Annotated in this window: 20 protein-coding genes; 5 read left to right on the top strand and 15 right to left on the bottom strand. The window is 62.5% G+C overall.

Translation table 11 applies throughout. The features are described from left to right. Positions 1-2 precede the first annotated feature (2 nt). Positions 3-989 (top strand): Bug family tripartite tricarboxylate transporter substrate binding protein, encoded by a 987-nt coding sequence (locus ACFIQF_RS09530; protein WP_393942271.1) that lies wholly within the window; start codon positions 3-5, stop codon positions 987-989. 92 nt (positions 990-1,081) lie between these two features. Here ACFIQF_RS09530 and ACFIQF_RS09525 read toward each other — a convergent pair whose 3' ends face one another. The 6 genes from ACFIQF_RS09525 to gntR form a co-directional block, all read right to left on the bottom strand. Further along, positions 1,082-1,684 (bottom strand): chromate transporter, encoded by a 603-nt coding sequence (locus tag ACFIQF_RS09525; protein WP_393942269.1) that lies wholly within the window; start codon positions 1,682-1,684, stop codon positions 1,082-1,084. Continuing rightward, on the bottom strand, positions 1,681-2,241 hold the full coding sequence (locus ACFIQF_RS09520) for a chromate transporter (RefSeq protein ID WP_393942267.1): 561 nt from the start codon (positions 2,239-2,241) through the stop codon (positions 1,681-1,683). The genes ACFIQF_RS09525 and ACFIQF_RS09520 overlap by 4 nt, the downstream gene beginning before the upstream one ends. 203 nt (positions 2,242-2,444) lie before the next feature. Beyond that, entirely contained in the window at positions 2,445-3,164 is a 720-nt protein-coding gene (locus ACFIQF_RS09515; protein ID WP_393942265.1) for an SDR family NAD(P)-dependent oxidoreductase, read from the bottom strand. Positions 3,165-3,187: 23 nt separating this feature from the next. Next, positions 3,188-3,952 (bottom strand): SDR family NAD(P)-dependent oxidoreductase, encoded by a 765-nt coding sequence (locus tag ACFIQF_RS09510; protein ID WP_393942263.1) that lies wholly within the window; start codon positions 3,950-3,952, stop codon positions 3,188-3,190. Then, complete coding sequence (locus tag ACFIQF_RS09505; RefSeq protein ID WP_393942261.1) at positions 3,930-4,457, bottom strand: 2,4'-dihydroxyacetophenone dioxygenase family protein; 528 nt, start codon at positions 4,455-4,457, stop codon at positions 3,930-3,932. Before ACFIQF_RS09505 ends, ACFIQF_RS09510 begins: the two co-directional genes overlap by 23 nt. 220 nt (positions 4,458-4,677) lie before the next feature. Beyond that, positions 4,678-5,778 carry an HTH-type transcriptional regulator GntR gene (gene gntR, locus ACFIQF_RS09500; protein WP_393942259.1) on the bottom strand — a complete coding sequence of 367 codons (1,101 nt, stop codon included), beginning with the start codon at positions 5,776-5,778 and terminating at the stop codon, positions 4,678-4,680. A gap of 145 nt (positions 5,779-5,923) precedes the next feature. Here gntR and ACFIQF_RS09495 point away from each other — a divergent pair, with 145 nt between their 5' ends. The 4 genes from ACFIQF_RS09495 to ACFIQF_RS09480 all read left to right on the top strand — a co-directional run bounded on the left by ACFIQF_RS09495 (position 5,924) and on the right by ACFIQF_RS09480 (position 11,083). Next, positions 5,924-6,451: a gluconokinase gene (locus ACFIQF_RS09495; protein ID WP_393942257.1), complete on the top strand. Its 528-nt coding sequence runs from the start codon at positions 5,924-5,926 to the stop codon at positions 6,449-6,451. Between the two features lie 123 nt (positions 6,452-6,574). Continuing rightward, positions 6,575-8,425 (top strand): phosphogluconate dehydratase, encoded by a 1,851-nt coding sequence (gene edd / locus ACFIQF_RS09490; protein ID WP_393942255.1) that lies wholly within the window; start codon positions 6,575-6,577, stop codon positions 8,423-8,425. Continuing rightward, positions 8,410-9,051 (top strand): bifunctional 4-hydroxy-2-oxoglutarate aldolase/2-dehydro-3-deoxy-phosphogluconate aldolase, encoded by a 642-nt coding sequence (gene eda / locus ACFIQF_RS09485; protein WP_393942254.1) that lies wholly within the window; start codon positions 8,410-8,412, stop codon positions 9,049-9,051. The genes edd and eda overlap by 16 nt, the downstream gene beginning before the upstream one ends. A 277-nt stretch (positions 9,052-9,328) precedes the next feature. Then, entirely contained in the window at positions 9,329-11,083 is a 1,755-nt protein-coding gene (locus ACFIQF_RS09480) for a diguanylate cyclase domain-containing protein (protein WP_393942253.1), read from the top strand. 98 nt (positions 11,084-11,181) lie between these two features. Here ACFIQF_RS09480 and ACFIQF_RS09475 read toward each other — a convergent pair whose 3' ends face one another. The 9 genes from ACFIQF_RS09475 to ACFIQF_RS09435 all read right to left on the bottom strand — a co-directional run bounded on the left by ACFIQF_RS09475 (position 11,182) and on the right by ACFIQF_RS09435 (position 18,919). Beyond that, positions 11,182-12,468: a TRAP transporter large permease gene (locus tag ACFIQF_RS09475; protein ID WP_393942250.1), complete on the bottom strand. Its 1,287-nt coding sequence runs from the start codon at positions 12,466-12,468 to the stop codon at positions 11,182-11,184. 18 nt (positions 12,469-12,486) lie between these two features. After that, positions 12,487-13,002 (bottom strand): TRAP transporter small permease, encoded by a 516-nt coding sequence (locus ACFIQF_RS09470; RefSeq protein WP_393942248.1) that lies wholly within the window; start codon positions 13,000-13,002, stop codon positions 12,487-12,489. A gap of 250 nt (positions 13,003-13,252) precedes the next feature. Then, entirely contained in the window at positions 13,253-14,239 is a 987-nt protein-coding gene (locus ACFIQF_RS09465; RefSeq protein WP_393942245.1) for a TRAP transporter substrate-binding protein, read from the bottom strand. 194 nt (positions 14,240-14,433) lie between these two features. Further along, the gene (gene gloA / locus ACFIQF_RS09460) at positions 14,434-14,847 is read right to left on the bottom strand and encodes a lactoylglutathione lyase (RefSeq protein WP_393942243.1); all 414 of its coding nucleotides are present in this window, start codon (positions 14,845-14,847) and stop codon (positions 14,434-14,436) included. 172 nt (positions 14,848-15,019) lie between these two features. Then, complete coding sequence (locus ACFIQF_RS09455) at positions 15,020-15,805, bottom strand: peptidylprolyl isomerase (RefSeq protein ID WP_393942241.1); 786 nt, start codon at positions 15,803-15,805, stop codon at positions 15,020-15,022. Between the two features lie 63 nt (positions 15,806-15,868). Then, positions 15,869-16,138, bottom strand: a complete 270-nt coding sequence (locus tag ACFIQF_RS09450) for a BolA family protein (protein ID WP_393942239.1) — start codon at positions 16,136-16,138, stop codon at positions 15,869-15,871. Positions 16,139-16,223: 85 nt separating this feature from the next. Then, positions 16,224-16,793 (bottom strand): septation protein A, encoded by a 570-nt coding sequence (locus ACFIQF_RS09445; protein WP_393942237.1) that lies wholly within the window; start codon positions 16,791-16,793, stop codon positions 16,224-16,226. A 198-nt stretch (positions 16,794-16,991) separates the two neighbouring features. Beyond that, positions 16,992-17,402, bottom strand: a complete 411-nt coding sequence (msrB, locus tag ACFIQF_RS09440; protein ID WP_393942235.1) for a peptide-methionine (R)-S-oxide reductase MsrB — start codon at positions 17,400-17,402, stop codon at positions 16,992-16,994. Further along, entirely contained in the window at positions 17,399-18,919 is a 1,521-nt protein-coding gene (locus tag ACFIQF_RS09435) for a protein adenylyltransferase SelO (RefSeq protein WP_393942234.1), read from the bottom strand. The genes msrB and ACFIQF_RS09435 overlap by 4 nt, the downstream gene beginning before the upstream one ends. Between the last annotated feature and the right edge of the window lie 117 nt (positions 18,920-19,036).

The raw sequence follows: 19,036 nt of genomic DNA, 5'->3' as shown, positions 1-19,036 counted from the left end.
CCATGAAATTACTGCTGAAGCCTGGATGCAAAGCTTGGATGGGCGCTGTTGCTTTGGGCCTGGCGCTGGTGCCAGCTTTGCATGCCGAAGAAAAATGGCCAAGCCGGCCGCTGACCATCATCGTTCCGGGGCCAGCGGGCGGGAGTGTCGACAACCCGATTCGCTTATTGGGGCAAAAACTGGGCGTCTTGCTGGGCCAGCCTGTGGTGGTGATCAACAAGCCGGGCAGCGGGGGCATCATAGGAACACAGGCATTTTTGCGCACGCCAGCAGACGGCTACACGCTGCTGGCGGGGAATGTCGGGCCGCAAGCGATCAACTACAGCGCCTACCAGAACCTGCCCTATAAGGCAGCGGATTTTCGGCCGATTGCTGGTGTGGTTTCATTCCCCAATGTGCTGGTGGTAAATGCCAGCTCCGACGTAAAAAGCGTGGCTGAACTGGTGAGCAGCTTGAAAAATACCCCCAAGGATGCCTCTTTCGGGTCTGCTGGCATTGGGCAGACCAGCCACCTGATGGGCGAGATATTCAAACTGCAAACGGGCGTTGCCGCTGTGCATGTGCCTTACAAGGGATCCGCTCCAGCAACCATGGCCTTGTTGGCTGGCGAGACCAAGTTTCAATTCGACAATCTGACGCTGGCATTGCCCCATATCCAATCCCAGAAGCTGCGTGCGTTGGCGGTAACGGCAGAGAGCCGGGTACCGGATCTGCCGAACCTGCCGACGATGGGCGAGGCTGGTTACCCGAACATGATCTCCAGCGCCTGGGTGGGGCTCTTCGTGTCGTCTGCGGTGCCAGAGAACGTCTCACAAGCCATTGAAACTGCGGTGTCAACAGTGATGCGCGACCCCGAGCTGCGTGACAAGCTGGCGCAAAGTGGCGGAGTGCCCAGTTCGCTGACGGGAAAAGCTTTCGCTGATTTTGTGGGCCAAGACACTGCGCGCTGGAAGGCCGCGATCGACTCTTCAGGCGTGCGACTGGACTAGAGCGAGTCTGCGCCAGTTTGTTTGCGTTCTTCTCGCGAAACCTGAGGTGGTTGCCGTGCTGCGGCCAAGCCTGATCCCGATGGAAAGGCCCGCTACACCCAGCCCAAGGCCCCCAGCGCCGCGCCAGCGGCCAGCCACCACAGCAGATGCCAGCGCGTGCGCCATACCAGCAGGGCAGTGGCGATGCTCAGAATCCAAAGGCCGGGTACCTCGGTGGGCAGGCCGTGGTTGCTGGCGAGCACCCAGGCGGTGGTGAACATCATGCCGATGACGATGGGCGCCATGCCTTGTTTGAAGGCTTTGAGGGCACGGTGCTCGCGGTGTTTGAAGATCCAGCGTGCGGTGGCCAGCATGACGAGGGAGCTGGGCAGCAGCACGCCGAGCATGGTGCAGGCCACGGCCAGCGTGCAATGCGCCCATACCTGCCACAGCGGCAAGCCTTGGCTGGCGTTCAGGCCGATCTGCAAGCCGATGAGTGCAATAAAGAGCACGTTCGGCCCGGGTGCGGCTTGCGCAATGGCGACCGAGTTGTTGAACTGCAGCGGCGTCAACCACGCTTGTTGGCCGACGAGCACGCGGTACATGTCGGGCGAAGTGGCGATGGCGCCGCCCACGGTCAGCAGCGATACCGAGAGGAAATAGCCAAACAGGTGCCACCAGTCGGCCGCTTGCATGGCGCTGAGTGCGGCGTTCATGGTTGCTGCTCCGGGTCGGTTTTTGGGGGGCCTGCTGGCGCCAAACGCGCATACACCAGGCAGTAGCTGATGCCGCCCAAGCTCAGCAACACCCAGACCAACGGCCAGTGCAGCCAGGCCAAAGCCAGCACGGTGGCGGCGGCCAATACCAAGCCCAGTGCCAGGCCCAGGCGGTTGCCGCGCAGCGAGCCCGCCAGTTTGCAGGCCGTGCCCGCTACCAAGCCAGCGGCCACGGCACCCATGCCACGAACAGCGCCTGCCACTTGTGGCACGTTGGCCCAGTGGTTGTAGAGCAAGGCCAGGGCGAGCACTACAAACATGGGCAGCAGCAGCATGCCCAGCGCAGCGGCCAGGGCGCCGCGCCAGCCAAAGTAGCGGTCGCCCAGGGTGATGCTCATGTTCACCACGTTCGGGCCGGGCATGATTTGCGCGACCGACCAGTCTTCGACAAATTCCTGGTTCGTCAGCCAGCCGCGCTTTTCCACCAATTCGCGCTGGATGACGGCCAGCACACCGCCAAAGCCTTGCAGCGCGATGGCGGTGAATGCCAGAAACAATTGCCAGCAGCTGTGCGGGCGCGATGGGGCAACGGAAGCTGGCGTTGCGGCTGGGGTTGGCGGGGCAGAAGGCATGGGCGGTGAGTGAGAGCCTGAGCCGCCATTATTTCAGCCTGGCGGCATGGCCGGCCGTGGGCGCCATGACAAAACGGCCACGAGGGCCGTCTTGGTTTGCGTGCGCTGCGGTGAAAAAGCGCTGGTTTTTACACCACCAGATAGCCGCCGTCCACCGGCATCACCACGCCGGTCATGAACGACGCTGCGGGCGAGCACAGAAAGGCCACGCCTTGGGCCACGTCTTCGGGTGTGCCCCAACGGCCCAGCGGCGTGCGCGCCAAAATGGGTTCGGCGCGCTGTGGGTCGTCTTGCAGGGCCTGGGTGAGCGCAGTGGCGATCCAGCCGGGCGCGATGGCGTTGACGCGGATGCCGTCCTTGGCGTAGGCGATGGCGAGCGATTTGGTCAGCTGCGCCACGCCGCCTTTGCTGGCCGCATAGCCGGGCACCAGACCGCCGCCAAAAAAGCTCAGCATGGAGGCGGTGTTGACGATGCTGCCTTTGCTGGCCTTGAGCAGCTCGCGTGCACCGGCGCACATGCGCATGGTGCCGCTCAGGTTAACGGCCACCACTTTGTCAAATACGTCGGGGTCCAGCTCTTCGCCGCGTTTGATGATGCCGGCGCAGTTGACCAGCATGTCGAGTTGCTGAATCTGCGCATAAACCGCATTCACTTGCTCGGCGTTGGTGACGTCGGCTTCGATGACTTGCACGCGCTTGTCGAGCGAGCCATCGCCGGCGCCCAGGCCTACGGCGATCACATTGGCACCCAAACGGGCGAGGGCGCTGGCCACGCCGGCTCCAATGCCTTGGGTGGCACCGGTGACCAGGGCGGATTTACCGGCAAACAGGTTGTTGGCGAATGTCATGGGAATTCTCTTCTTCTGTTCTTTTAGTAGGTGGCGCGGCCGCCCGAAAGATCGAACACCGCGCCGGTGCTGAAGGTGCATGAGGGCGAGCACAGCCAGCTCACCAGCTCGGCCACTTCCTGCACCTCGCCCAGGCGGGCCATCGGGCTTTTGTTGACCATGGTTTGCACGTGCTCGGGCGCCATCTGCTCCAGCAAAGCGGTTTTGATGGCTGCGGGCGCAATGGCGTTGACCAGTACGTCGGTTTTCGCCAGCTCTTTGCCCAGCGCTTTGGTCAGGGCCAGCACGCCGGCCTTGGCGGCGCTGTAGGCCGACGAGTTGGGCGTGCCTTCCTTGCCAGCCAGCGAAGCGATGTTGACGATTCGGCCATAGCCGCCAGCCCGCATGGCTGCCGCCACCGCCTGGCAGACGTGGAAAACGCCGACCAGGTTGACATCGACAATGCGCTGCCACATGGCAGGGTCGTAGTCGATCAGCGGCAGCGTTGGCCCGGCAAAACCGGCGCTGTTGACCAGCATATCCACGCGGCCAAAGCGCTTTTGCACCTGCGCCAGCGCGGCAGCAATGGTGGCCGGCTGGGTGACATCTACCTGGCAAAAGAGGTCGGCAGCGGGGCCGTTGGCAGCGGGCTGCAGATCCCAGTTCACCACGCTGGCGCCGGAGGCCCGCAAGTGCTGGGCGATCTCGGCGCCGATGCCATTGCTGGCGCCGGTGACGATGGCCACCTGGCCAGCAAAGTCGTACTTTGCGCGGGCGGCCGTGCGATCAGCGGATGAATTGCTTGACATAGTCAGCCCCCAGGCCCACGGCTTCGAAGTGGCGCTTGCACATGTCGATCTTGGTGAACACGTCTTCGTAACCCATGCCTTTGCCCCAAGGGTCGGTGTAGTACATGATGCCGTTGACCTGAAAGTAGGTGATCATCTCTTCGCAGTCTTCTGGCACATACAGCGTGTGTGTCTCTCCGGGCGGCTCGAAAACATACGAGCCTTCTTGCGCCCACCAGTCGTGCTCCAGGTATTTCCACTTGCCTTTGAGCACAAAACCGTGCACGGCTTGCGGGTGGCGGTGGCGGCTGAGCACGCCCGATTTGCGCACCTTCAACAGGTTCATCCAGTAGCCCTGGCTGGCGTTCAGGCACAGCGGGCGGAACCAGACGTTCTCGGCCTGCGGCACCCACAGGCGCTCGTCTTTGGGGATGGCACTTTCCACCACGATCTCGGGCAGCGCTTCTGCCGGGTTCGGGTATTGGTAGGGCATCAAGGGATTGGCTTCGGGCTGTTCAACGGGCATCGTGTGGCTCCTGATTGTCCATAATATGGATTTAATAACTACAATATGGACATTCTAAAGCGCGCGGCGCGTTCGTGTGGTGCTAGAAAATAAGTAATAACCCTTGTTTTTCTGGCTTGGCTGCAGACAAAAGCGGATACGCCAGTTGCTGGCAGCCTACTGAATGGGCAATTTGGGCGGGCGCTGCCTGCGCCGTTTGGCCGTGCGCGGCCAGGCAGATTCAGCTGCTTTGCCGCTGCACCAGCTGAAAGCCCAGATCCAGACGCGCTTCGTCCACGGCCTCGCCACGCATAAGCTGCAACAGCAATGTGGCCGCCTGCGTGCCAATGGCGCTGCGCGGTGTACGGATGGTGGTGAGCGGCGGCACCATGTGCGCGCTGCCTGGTAAATCGTTGAAGCCGGCGATGGCAATCTGCTCGGGTACGCGCAAGCCCAGGCGTGTGGCGGCAAGCAGAGCGCCTTGGGCCAAATCGTCGTTACAGAAAAAGATGGCGTCGGGCGCTGGCTGGGTTTGGGTCAGACGCTCAAACATTGCAGCACCTAGTGCGAGCGAAGAGCTTTCCGGTTGCAGCAGTTCCAAGGTCGCGTCGTACAGCCCTTGGGCCTGCAAAACCTGGCGGTAGCCTTGCAGCCGTTGCAGTACGCGGGCATCCAACTGCGCTCCACAAAAAGCAATGCGGCGGTAGCCTTGCTGCAGCAAATGCTGCGTCATGGCTGCACCCGCATCGGCTTGCGAAAAACCCACGCTGTAGAGCGGTGCCGATACAGATTCCGTGCTTGCCGCTTCGGCGTGCAACTCCATCAAATGCACACTGGGGATGGCGTTGGCCGCCAGCAATTGCGCGGCGCCTGCGCTGCGCTCAAAACCGGTCAGCAGCAAGCCCGCAGGGCGCATGGGCAGGTAAGCGCGCAGCAATTGCTCTTCTTCCTGCGGGCGGTAGTGCGTTACGCCAATCAGCATGTGGAAGCCCGCTGCAAACAGCACTTGGTGCGCTGCTTCGAGCAGGTCGACAAACAAGGTGTTCGACAGCATGGGCACCAGCACCAATACCTGTGTGCTTTTTTTCGATGCCAGGGCGCGTGCAGCCGGGTCGGGCACATAGCCCATGCGCTGCGCCACGGCACGCACTTGGTCGGCCAGTGCTGCATCCACCCGCCGCTCACCGCGCAGCGCCCGCGAAACCGTGATGGGGCTCACGCCAGCCTCTGCGGCCACTTCGCGCAAGGTAATGCGGCCGGTGGCGCGCGAGCGGCGGGCAATTGGCGCGGCGTTGGCGGCGGAAGAGGGCGCTGGCCTTTTGTGGGCCGGGGAAGTGGGCAAGGTACGGCTCAGGAAAAGCTCAAAAACAGCCGCTATGATAGCGCTATCCCAAACGCTCGCCACTGCTTGTCGGGTGGGTCGGGCCGAGGTATTTCCGGTCGCCAAACCGCTTTTTTGTTGGATGGATATGGACAGCACAACTCCCATGCATACGAATCCGCCGCCAGCCGGCCTGCCGCCGCTGGCCTTGGTGGTAATGGGCGTTTCGGGCTGCGGCAAATCCAGCGCTGCGGCTGCCGTGGCGCAGCAACTGGGCTGGCACTTGGTGGAGGGCGACAGCTACCACTCGCCCGAGAGCGTGGCCAAGATGAACGCGGGCACGCCGCTCACCGATGCAGACCGCGCCGGCTGGCTGCAGCGCTTGGCCGATATGCTGGCTGCAGCCGCGCCAGACGATGGCTTGGTGCTTACCTGCTCGGCACTCAAGCGCCGTTACCGCGACGAGTTACGCTGTGCTCAGCCTCGGCTGGGCTTTGTTTTTCTGGATCTGGATTACGCCACCGCCTTGGCGCGCGTGCAGACGCGGGCCGGGCATTTTTTCTCGCCTGAGCTGGTGGCCAACCAGTTCGCCACGCTGGAAGACCCGCGTGCCGAGCCCGATGTGCTCACGTTGCCGGCCACTTTGCCGCTGCCGGCTATTGCGGTCCAGGTGCAGCAATGGTTGGCGCGCTGAGTGCTAAACCTTGCGCTTGCCGCTGTGCTATAAAAATTCGCTGACGATTGCCTGAATAGTTACCTGATACAAAAGCGCGCAGCCCTTGGCGCAGCGCGCTGTGTTTCCCCCAAGGACTGCCCCATGACTGCACTTCACCCCGTTCTCCAAGAGGTCACCGACCGTATTCGGCGCAAAAGCGCTGCCACGCGCAGCGATTACCTGGCGCAGGTCGATGCCATGGCGGCGCGGCCGCCGCAGATGCGTTCGATGGGCTGCGCCAACGTAGCGCACGCCGTAGCTGGTTTGCCCGGTAAGGACAAGATCCGCATCGTCGAAGCCAAAGGCCCGAACGTTGGCATCGTCACCGCTTATAACGATGTGCTTTCGGCGCACGCGCCGTTCGCGCATTACCCGGACATTTTGAAAGACGAAGCCCGCCAGCACGGCGCCACCGCGCAAGTGGCCGGCGGCGTGCCCGCCATGTGCGATGGCGTCACCCAAGGCATGCCGGGCATGGAGCTGTCGCTTTTCAGCCGCGACGCCATTGCCATGGGTACGGCCGTGGCGCTGACGCACGATACTTTCGATGCCGCGCTGATGCTGGGCGTGTGCGACAAGATCGTGCCCGGCCTGTTGATTGGCGCTTTGCACTTTGGCCATTTGCCCATGGTGTTCGTGCCCGCCGGGCCCATGAAATCCGGCCTGTCGAATAACGACAAAGCCAAGGTGCGCGAGCTGGCCGCCCAGGGCTTGGTGGGCCGAGAAAAGCTGCTCGAAGCCGAAATGGCCGCCTACCACGACGCCGGTACCTGCACCTTCTACGGTACCGCCAACAGCAACCAGATGCTGCTTGAAGCCATGGGCCTGCATGTGCCGGGCACGGCCTTCATCAACCCTGAAGACGGCGAGCGCGAGCTGCTGACCCGCGAAGCCATGCGCACGGTGCTGGGCATCACGCACGGCAAGCGCTTTGCGCCGATTGGCCATGTGGTGGACGAGCGCTGCATCGTCAACGCCATGGTGGCGCTGCTGGCCACCGGCGGGTCTACCAACCACCTAATCCACTGGGTGGCGGTGGCGCGGGCGGCCGGCATCGTCATCGACTGGAACGATTTTGAGCAGCTCTCGTCCGTTGTGCCCTTGCTGGCGCGTGTCTACCCCAATGGCGCGGCCGATGTGAACCAGTTCCAGGCAGCCGGCGGGCCCGGCTACGTCATCGGCCAATTGCTGGCAGCTGGTTTGATGCACGGCGATGTGCTGACCGTGCGCGAAGGCGGTTTGGCGCCTTTTGCGCGCATTCCCCATGTTCAAGCAGGGCAGTTGGTGTGGCGTGATGCCGGCGCTTCGGGTGACGACAAAGTACTGCGCCCGGTGAGCGCGCCTTTCAGCCCCACCGGCGGCTTGAAGCTGCTCACGGGCAATCTGGGGCGCAGCGTTATCAAGGTCAGTGCCGTGCCTGAGGATCGCCATGTGCTGCGGGCTCCGGCGCTGGTGTTTGATTCGCAAGATGCTTTGCAGGCTGCCTTCAAATCTGGTGCGCTGGAAGAGGCTTGTCAAACCAATGGCCACAACGGCGTGGTGTGCGTGGTGCGCTGGCAAGGCCCGCAGGCTAATGGCATGCCCGAGCTGCACAAACTGACGCCGCCGCTGGCCGTTTTGCAAGGCAAGGGTTATAAGGTGGCGCTGGTGACCGACGGGCGCATGAGCGGCGCCTCGGGCAAGGTGCCGGCCGCCATCCATGTGTCGCCCGAGGCGCTGGCGGGCGGGCCGCTGGCCAAAATTCAAGACGGCGACATGGTGCTCTTGGATGCTGAAACCGGTATCATGCAGGCCGAAGTGGCGGCCGCCGAGTGGGAAGCGCGGCCCAACGCCACCATACCGGCCGAGCAGCTGCGCGCCAATGGGCGCGGCCTGGGCCGTGAACTGTTTGCCGGATTCCGGCGCAATGCGCTCAGCGCAGAAGAAGGGGCTTGCACATGGCTGCTCAACTGACAGCTTTATCGATCATGCAGGACGCACCGGTCATTCCGGTGATCGTGCTGCGCGATGTGGACCACGCGGTATCGATGGCCAAGGCCCTGGTGGCCGGCGGCATCCGCGTGCTCGAAGTGACGTTGCGCACGCCGCAAGGCCTGCCCAGCATCGAAGCCATTGCCAAGGCGGTGCCTGAGGCGATTGTGGGCGCTGGCACGGTGCGTAGCGCAGCAGACGCCAAAGCCGCTGCCGCCGCTGGTGCGCGCTTTGCCGTCAGCCCCGGCTACACGCACAGCGTGGGCCAGGCCTGCCGTGATCTGGCTTTGCCTTTGCTGCCCGGTGTGGCCACCAGCAGCGAAATCATGCAAGCGCAGGAAGACGGCTTTAACGAGCTGAAGTTTTTCCCTGCACTGCAAGCGGGCGGCCTCAACATGCTCAAGGCCTGGCAAGGCCCGTTTGGCGAAGTGCGCTTTTGCCCCACGGGCGGCATCACGCCGGCCAACGCACCCGAGTTTCTGGCGCTGAAAAACGTGGTTTGCGTGGGCGGTTCCTGGCTGGTGCCCACCGACACATTGGAGCGCGGCGATTGGGAACACATCACCATGCTGGCCCGCGAGGCTGCCGCGCTGCCGCGCAAGGACTGATGTTGGCAGGCGCTGCGGCGCTGCGGCGCTTGCTGCGCCAATGCCGGTAGCCGATGTTTGTACCAATGGCTCGCCATCTGCGAAAGAGGGCGGGCCGTTTTGTCACTTGGACGACGCAGGAGCGCTGCAAAGCTTTGTTAATTTGCCACGAAAATTTCAATACCTATTGGCTATCGGTTTATGCTTGCGGCCTCGCGACGCTGTTGCAGCCGCTCCCATGCCGCCGATGTGGTGCCGGGTTGGCTGCGTAGGCGGCCTGCGCTTCTGATACGCCTACATGCCTACCCGTAAAGCCTCGTCGCTCACCCTGTCGCTGGTGCTGCCGTTTGTGATGCTGATCGCATTGCTCACCGGCGTGCTCGGCGTGCTGTGGTATTGGACGGGCAGCAAAACCGTCTCCACCTTGTCGCAGCAGCTGATGGTAGAAATGGCCGAGCGTATCAGCCAGGCGGTGGATCGCCATATCTTCAGCTCGCGCACCGTCATCGAGGCGGCTTTTCCCGAAGGCCTGGCCGGGCCGGAGCCGCTGGAGTCTGAGCTGCCCGCCTTGCGTCGCCGGCTTTGGGCCGCCACCTCGCTGAGCGGCGAAGCTGGCGACTATGTTTATTACGGCAACCGCGACGGCCAGGCCATTGGCCTGTTGCGCAAAAGCGGCCAGCAGGCCGAGCTGCGCTTGAAGCTGCATGCGGGCGACCACCGCGGTATCTACGCGCTGCCCGGCATCAACGCCGAGCCGGTTTACCAGCGCGACGAAGACAGTCTTTTCGACCCGCGCATGCGCCCCTGGTATCGCGTGGCTGACAAAACCCGCGGCCATGTGTGGACGCCGGTGTATATCGACTTCAATGCCAAAGACCTGGTGATGACGCGCGCTCGCAGCGTGTTGGCGGCCGACGGCAGCTACGTCGGTGTGGTGGCCACCGACGTGTCTTTGCATGAGCTGCGTGATTTTGTCGACCGCTTGCCGCTGACCGTGGGTGCCAGCGCTTTCATCATGGAGCCCAGCGGCAACCTGATTGCGGCCACCGGCCTGCCCAATATCCGCTACGACAGCAACCAGAAGCCGATGCGCGTGAACGCGGCTGAATCGGGCCAGCACCTGATTGAAGTGGCCTACAAAAGCCTGCTCTCCAAGTTTCTGGACGCCAACGAAGTGGCCGAAACCGCCTTGATGGTGGACGCCGACGGCCACCCCATCGAGGTGGCTTACCGCCGTATCACCGACGACGCCGGCCTCAACTGGCTGGCCGTGGTGGCCGTGCCGCACCAGCAGATGCTGAGCGGCATTCGCTCGCATGTGGTGCTGGTAGTGGCGCTGGGCTTGCTGGCCCTGGGGCTGGCGCTGGCTTTGGGGCTGCGCATTTTTGGCGGCCTGGCCAACGACATGCGCTCGCTGACGCACGCTGTGCGGCGCGTGGGCCAAGGCGAGATTGATGCACCCATCGGTGTGGCGCGCAACGACGAAATTGGCGAGCTGGCCAGCAACGTGCACCACATGCGCCACCGCTTGTTCACCGATTCGCTCACCGGTGCGGCCAACCGCAGTGCACTCAACCATATTCTGACGAGCTGGACCACCACTTCCAGCACCGGCGTGCCGCCCGCGCCGTTCACCCTGTTATTCATCGACCTGGACCACTTCAAACCGCTCAACGACCGCTGGGGCCATGACAACGGCGACCGTGCCTTGATCGAGGTGGTGCAGCGCATCCGCAGTGTTCTGCGGGCCCACGACGTGCTGGCGCGCCTGGGTGGCGACGAATTTGTCGTGGGCCTGCAAGGCGCGGAGACCGAGGCGCAGGCGCAGATGGTGGCCGACAAAATACAGCAGGCCTTGGCTCCTGCGTTGGGCAGCCTGCACGGCTTGCCAGTGGGCGAGAGCGTGGTGCTGGGCGCTGCCATTGGCTGGGCGATCTTCCCGGCCGATGGCTGCGATTCGCAAACCTTGCTCAAACACGCCGACCGCGACATGTACCGCAACAAAAGCCGCAGCCGCGGCGAGGGACCGTGGACGGACGCCAGTCAATTCTGACCTTGCGCCACAACCGCTCTGGCCAGGTTTGGTAGCGGCAAGAAAAAACCGCGTGGAGCGTAAAGCTCGCACGCGGTTGTTTTTGCTACCTGCCCGGCTTATTGGAAGCCCAGCATGTGCGGCAACCAGGTCGACAGCTCGGGAATGAAGGTCAGCAAGCACAGCACGATAAAGTGCGCCACCAGGAACAGCGGCATCTCGCGCGTCAGATCGGTAATGGAGACGCGCGTGGCGACCGAGGTGACAAACAGCAGGCCGCCGACCGGAGGCGTGATCATGCCCAGGGTCAGGTTGACGATGACGACCATGGCAAAGTGCGTCGGGTCAATACCCAGGCTGTTGGCAATGGGCGCCAGGATGGGCACCAGAATCATCACGCCGGGCAGCGGCTCCATGAAGATGCCAAACAGCAGCAGCAAGATGTTCACCGCAATGAGGAACATGGTGGGCGAAAGCTCCCAGCTCACAATCAGTTGCGACAGGTACTGCGGAATGCCTTCGACCGTCAGCACCCAAGCGAACGCGGCCGAGGTGGCCATCACCAGCAGCACCGATGCCGTCAGCATGGCTGAGCGCGCCAAAATGCCGGGAAGCGCCGACCATTGCAAGGTGCGGTAGACCCATTTGCCGCAGATGAGCGCGTAGAACACGGCGACCACAGACGCTTCGGTTGGCGTAAAGATACCAAAGCGGATGCCGACGACGATCAGCACGATCAGCATCAGCGCCGGAATGGCCTTGAAGCTGGTGATCCACATCTCACGTGCGCTCGGGCGTGGTTCGGTGCTGCGGTAATCGCGCTTGCGGCAAACCCACCAGTTGACGGCGGCCATGGCCAATGCAATCAAGATACCGGGGATGAAGCCTGCCATGAACAGGCCGCCGACGGAGACGTTTTCATCCTGCAGTGCATAGATGATCATGCTGACCGAGGGCGGGATGATGGGGCCGACGATAGCAGTGCTGGCCGTCAGCGCCGCTGCATAAGGGCGGCCGTAGCCGGCCTTGTCCATCATCTTGACCATCATCGAGCCGGGGCCGGCCGCATCGGCCAGCGCCGATCCCGAGATGCCCGAGAACAGCGTGAGCGACAGCACATTGGCGTAGCCCAGGCCGCCGCGCAAGTGGCCCACAAACTGCGCCGCAAAGCGCAAGAGCACGGCAGTGAGTGCACCGCCCGACATCAGCTCGGCCGCCAGAATGAAGAAGGGCACGGCCATCAGCGGAAAGCTGTCGATGCCAGTGAACATCTCCTTGAAGACGATGAGCTGCGGATATTTCCCGCCGACGAAAACGGCGAGCGCGGCAGAAATAGCGAGTGCAAAAGCGACCGGGAAACCCAAGGTCAGCAGCACGACGATGGCGACGAATAATGTGATACCCATGGTGGTGTTCGTCCCGTCTTAAATAGATGCTGCGGCGTCGGCGTCCATCTCGTCGGACACTGCGTATCCGCCGGATTTGACGTACACGCGCACGATGAACAGCAAGTGCACCAGCATCAGCACAAAGCCCACGGGCATGGCGGCGTAGATGTAAGAGATGGGAATGTCGGTGGCGGCCGTGGTTTGGAAGCGCGTGGCGTACACGTACTGCGACGAGGCGACCGTCATCACCACAAAGAAAATCGCCAAACCGGCCGCGACGATAGCGCGGATGATCTGTGCGCTGCGCGTGCTGACAGCGCGGTGCAGGTTGTCAATGGCCACATGGCCGCCAAAGCGCAGCACCAGGCCGGCGCCCAGGAAGGTCACCCAGATCATCATGTGGCGGGCCACTTCTTCGGCCCAGACGATGGAGTCGCCCGTGGTGTAGCGCAGTACCACGTTGGCAAATACGATGCAGGCCATGGCCAGCAGCAGCACGATAAGCAGCCAGCGGTTGCAGGCGACCAAGGTGCGTTCGAAACGATCAAGCATAGGAGTTTTGCGGTTGCGGCTGTCGGCGCGGCATGCGGCGGACAGCCATTCGAGAAAGGCGCCTGGCAACAAGCGGGCAGGGCGGTGTGCGCGGGGTGGAGTGCACGGAAAGCCCGGCCTGCAGGTGAGCAGAAGCTGGGCGACGCTGCGTTTGGGGCGGTGGCCCCGGCCTGTCAGGCGCCAGCGCGGCAGGCTGCAGCAGCCTGGCGCACGGGGGCAAGCGCCGGTTCAGCGCTCACCGGGTGTTGAATTACTTGGTGTTGGTGATCTGGTCCAAGGTCTTTTGGCCAAACTTCTTGGCGTATTCCTTGTAGGCTGGCTCCAGCGCGGTGCGGAAAGCGGCCTGGTCGACCTTCTCCACCACTTGCATGCCGTGCGACTTGGCTTCTTCCACGCCCTTTTTCTCGACCGTGTCGACAAACACGCGCGAAGCAGCAGCGCCCTTCTTGGCGCCTTCGGTGAAGGCGGCCTTTTGCGCGTCGTTCAGCGTGCCCCAGAAGCCGGGCGATACCAGGATGGCCATCGGTGCGTAGACGTGGGCGGTCAGCGTCAGGTGCTTTTGCACTTGCCACAGCTTGGCCGAGGAGAGCACCGAGATTGGGTTTTCCTGGCCGTCGATCGTGCCTTGCTGCAGCGCGCCAATCACTTCAGGCCAGGACATGGGTGTGGGCGATGCACCCAAGGTACGGAAGGCGGTGATGTGCACCGGGTTTTCCGTCACGCGGATTTTCAGGCCCTTCATGTCTGCCACATTGGCGACGGCGCGCTTGTTGTTGCTCAGGTGGCGAAAGCCTTGCTCACCCCAGGCCAGAGCGACCAGGCCACGCTTTTGGAACTTGGCGAGCAGCTCCTGGCCGAAAGGGCCGTCCATCACCGCACGGGCGTGAGCGGTGTCACGGAACAGGAAGGGAATGTCCACTGCGCCTACATCGGGCACAAAGTTGGAGAGAGCGCCGGTCGAGACAATCGCTGCTTCCACGGTGCCCAGCTGCAGGCCTTCGATCAGCTCGCGCTCGCCGCCCAGGGCCGACGAGGGAAACTGCTTGAACTTGAAGGCGCCATTGGTGCTTTTCTCCACCGATTCGGCCCAGGCATTGGCGCCCGCGCCAAAGTGCGAATTCACGGCCAGCGCATAGCCAATTTTTACCTCTTTGCCTTGTGCAAAAGCGGAGCCCATGGTCAGGGCAGAAGCAGCGGCCACGGCAGCGGTAACAAAGGTGCGGCGAATCATCGGCATAACTAGTCTCTCTCGGTACTTATCAGAACAACCATCGAAGGCAAAAATTGTAGTGAGTAGGGACTAAGTGATTTTGCTTACCGGGTGCTGGCAAAACGCGGGTGCGGGCATCGCGCTTGGCGATGGCTCGGGCAAGCGAACGCAAAAAAGCCACGCGTTGGCGTGGCTCAGAGGGCAAAGCTGGGAGCGGTGGTTTAACGCAAACCGCCACCGGCTGCGCCTTCGGCGCGTTGGATGAGCTCTACCTTGTAGCCATCAGGGTCCGTGACAAAAGCGATCACCGTGCTGCCGCCCTTGACGGGGCCGGCCTCGCGCGTGACGTTGCCGCCAGCGGCCTTGATCTTTTCGCAGGCGGCGTAGGCGTCGGGCACGGCGAGGGCGATGTGGCCGTAGGCGGTGCCGATGTCATAGCTCTCGACGCCCCAGTTGTAGGTCAGCTCGATCTCGGCCTGGCCGGGGTTGCCGCCTTCGTAGCCGACAAAGGCCAGCGAGTACTTGTACTCGGGGTTTTCCGAGGTGCGCAGCAGGCTCATGCCCAGCACCTGGGTGTAGAAGTCGATGGAGCGCTGGAGGTTGCCAACGCGCAGCATGGTGTGCAGAAGTCGCATGGGGTGTTTTCTTTCTGTAATGGACAGCGCTGGCAAACCGGCGGCAGCGCTGCTCGGGGCGGGAGGTTCGCGCCTAGTGTATCGGCAGCGGCACCGGATGCAGCCACCAAAAGCACAACCCCTGCGCGGGGCAGGGGTTGCAGAGAAGCGCTTTCGCTAAAGTGCCGGGCGATTACTCGACCTTGGCCTTTTCGCGCAGCTCTTGCTGGTACTTCTGGATTTGTTGCTGGCGCAGTTGCTGCTGGATTTGTGGCTTGACATCGTCAAACTTGGGCAGCTGGGCATCACGCGTGTCATCAACGCGGATGATGTGGTAACCGAACTGGGTCTTGACCGGGGTGTCGGTCATCTGGCCCTTGCCCAGTTTGGCCATGGCGGCCGAGAACTCGGGCACGTAGTTGGCGGCATTGCCCCAGTCCAGATCGCCACCGCGTTGGCCCGATCCTGGGTCCTTCGATTCTTTCTTGGCCAGGTCTTCAAACTTGGCACCCTTCTTGATCTGGGCGATCAAGGCCTTGGCCTTGTCTTCGCTATCGACCAGGATGTGGAAAGCGTGGTATTCCTTGCCTTGGTTGGCAGCCACGAACTTGTCGTACTCAGCCTTGGCAGCTTCGTCGGTGACCGGGTGGGACTTCTCATAAGCGGCGAACAGCTCTTGCGTCAGCACGCCTTGCTTGGCCAGTTCCATTTGGCCTTTGAAGGATTCGGTGGCATCCAGGCCTTGGGCGCGGGCGGCCTGGGCATAGATTTCACGCTCGATGATGGCGTCCTTGATCTGGGCTTCCTGGTCGGGCGTCACAGGGCGACCGCTGCGCTCCATCTGCTCCTTGAAGGTTTGCAGCAGCGACGAAGGAACGGGCTTGCCATTGACGATGCCGATGTTCTGCGCCACGGCGGGCAGGGCAGCGGAACCCAGCAGTGCAGCGGCCACCAGGCCGGACATGAGCTGTTTTTTCATGCGAAATCCAAAGTGTTTATCAATGAAATGAAAATGCACCGCAGCGACACTGCGGCGAGTGCATTACAGGACTTCAATGGCAAGGGCGTGCAAGCCCGCGTCAATGAATGCTTGGAGCGCATCATACACAAGCCGGTGTTGGCCTACGCGAGATACACCCGTAAAAAATGGTGAAGCGATGCGCACCCGAAAATGCGTGCCCACACCTGTGCCATTGGCCCCGGCATGGCCGGCGTGCTGGTAGCTTTCGTCAATGACTTCAAGCTCGGTGGGCTGGAGTTTGGCACGCAGCACAGCCTCAATGGCGGCGGCGTTGATCTCGTGGGCTTGCATGGCAGAAACTGGTTATGGTGCGGCGGATGGCCTTGCTTGCGCAGTGCCGGCAGCTGTTATTGGTGTTGCAAATGTGGCTGGCGGCTTAGCGCGGCAGCGAATCCTGTGGTTTGTCGGCGGCAGGCGGTGCTTCTTGGATATGGCGGCTCAGATAGAGCGCTTGGCCAATCACGAAAACCAGCATCAGGCCCAGGCCGCCAAACATCTTGAAGGTGACCCAGGTGTCCAGATCGAATTGGTAAGCCACCCAGATATTGAGCACGCCCATCAGCACAAAGAAAATGGCCCAGCTGTAGTTGAGCTTGTTCCAGACCGCTTGCGGCAGCTGCACCTGGGCGGACATGAGCTTCTGGATCAGGTTTTTGCCCAGAATCCAGTAGGCGCCCAGCAGCGCCACGGCCATCACCCAATACAGCACGGTGGGCTTCCATTTGATGAAGGTGTCGTTGTGCGAAATGAGGGTGGCGCCGCCAAAGACGACGATGATGACCAGGCTGATCCACTGCATCGGCTCGACCTTGCCGGTCTTGTAGCGCAGATAGGCAATCTGGGCGAAGGTGGCCACGATGGCGACCCCGGTGGCCACAAACACGCCCCACAGCTTGAAGGCCGCAAAAAACAGCAGGATGGGGAAAAAATCGATCAGAAATTTCATAACAAAGGGCAAGATCAGCGCTGCCGGGCAGACACTGGTGCGCAAACAAAAAGCAGTGCCTGGCGGTTTGGAGTGCTTGTTCTGGGCGTAGAGACTGCAACTGCTGGCAATGATACGCGAGCCAAACGCTCCAAACTTAAGCTGCGCTGAGGGCGCGGCTTTGTCGGACAGTGCTGGCGGCAGAAAGTTCCGGTGCGCTTATTTCTGCGCCTCAAAATCGAGGGCGGCGGAGTTCATGCAATAGCGCAGGCCGGTGGGCGTGGGTCCATCAGGGAAGACATGGCCGAGGTGGGCGCCGCACTGCGCACAGACGGTTTCCACCCGCACCATGCCGTGGCTGCGGTCTACGTTTTCTTGGATCGCGCCGGGCACGGCAAGCGAGAAGCTCGGCCAGCCGCAGCCAGCGTCGAACTTGGTGTCGCTATCGAACAATTTGGCGCCGCAGCACACGCAGTGGTAGCTGCCGTCGGCCCAGTGCTGCTCGAACTTGCCGGTGAATGGGCGCTCGGTAGCCGCATGGCGGGTGACTTGGTAGGCTGCCGGCTCGGCCTGTTTGGCGGCCAGTTCGGCCTGCCATTGCGCATCGGTTTTCTGGACAGGAAAGCTCATGACGAACAACTGATCTCAATATGTTGCGCCCATTCGGGCGGGAGGGCGGCCAAATCATCGCAGCCCGCGTGGTCGGTAAATGGTGCGGCCAGCACGCTTTGCAAGCGGGCAAACGGTGCCCAGTCGTCTTTTTGCGCCGCCTCGATCACCTGTTGGCCCAGGTGGTTGCGCAGCACATAGCGCGGGTTGGTTTTCAGCATCAAATCGGCCGCTTGTGCGCGGTCGGTGTGCGCGAGAAGCTCCTGATACTGTAGCAGCCAATCGTCCAGCGCCTGGTCGCCCGCGAACCAGTGCGTGACGATGGGCGCGCGGTTTTCTTTCACCGATTGTGACAATTCGCGCCAGAACAGCGTGTAATCCACGCGGTGTTTTTGCATCAGTGTGAGCAGCGGATTGGCCAGTTCGGCAATGCCGGCAGCTTGCTCGGGCAGGCCGAGCTTGGCTGCCATGGCGCCGAGCATGGCGCTCTCCAGCGCCGGCTTGTAGGCGTCGATGGCGGCAATCGTGTTCTGTTCGTTTTCAATCAGTGGCAGCAGTGCCTGGCCCAGGCAGAACAGGTTCCAGTAGGCGATTTGTGGCTGGCGCGCGAAGGCGTAGCGGCCGCTGCTGTCGCTGTGGTTGCAGATGTGGTTGGCGTCGTAATGGTCGAGAAACTGGAACGGGCCGTAGTCGATGGTCAGGCCCAGCAGACTCATGTTGTCGGTGTTCATCACGCCATGGCAAAAGCCGACGGCCTGCCATTGGGCGATCATGCGCGCTGTGCGCTCGGCTACCTCTTTGAGCAAGGTGGCATAGCGCTCGGGCGAGCCGCTGGCATGCTGGGCGGCGCTGGCAAAGTAGCGCTCGACCATGTAATCGGCCAGTGTGCGCAGGTTCTCCACCTGGTCGCGAGCGGCGAAATGCTCAAAATGGCCAAAGCGCACAAAGCTGGGCGCTACGCGGGCTACGACGGCGGCGGTTTCCACCGTCTCGCGGTACACCGGCTGCGGCGAAGTTACCAGCGACAGCGCTCGCGTGGTGGGGATGCCCAGCGCGTGCATGGCTTCGCTGCACAGGTATTCGCGGATGGACGAGCGCAGCACCGCGCGGCCATCGCCCATGCGCGAGTAAGGCGTCATGCCAGCGCCTTTGAGCTGCAGCTCCTGCCCCTGTTTTTGCCCGGGCAAAGCCAGTTCACCGAGCAAAATGGCGCGGCCATCGCCCAATTGACCAGCCCACTGGCCGAACTGGTGGCCGCTGTAGACCGTGGCCATGGCGTCCATGCCCGGCAAAAGCGCATTGCCGCCGAGCACTTGTGCTGCTGCATCACTGTGCAACCAGCCTTCGGCCAAGCCCATGTTTTGGGCCAAGCTGTCGTTGTGGGCGTGTAACGCCAGTTGCGGCATCGGCGTGGGCTGCAGGCGGGTGTAGAAAACCGGTGGCAGCTGGGCAAAGCCATTGATCCAGTGCGCGCCCGGCTGGGTAGCTTGGCTGGTGGGGGCCGACGTGGCGGCGGTGGCAGACAGGGTCGAATCCATGGCTGCATTGTCATTGCAGCGGCTTGCCCTGGGTGCAGCTGTGTTTATTGGTGGCGCTGCTGCATTGCAACACTTCTTTGCCATAGCGGGCGGGCAAAGCGCAAGCCAGGGCGTTTT

It is taken from the genome of Comamonas trifloxystrobinivorans (assembly GCF_043359985.1).
Classification (GTDB): domain Bacteria; phylum Pseudomonadota; class Gammaproteobacteria; order Burkholderiales; family Burkholderiaceae_C; genus Comamonas; species Comamonas trifloxystrobinivorans.
The sequence above is the reverse complement of the archived record's forward strand: the minus strand, read 5'-3'. Positions and strand labels throughout refer to the sequence as shown.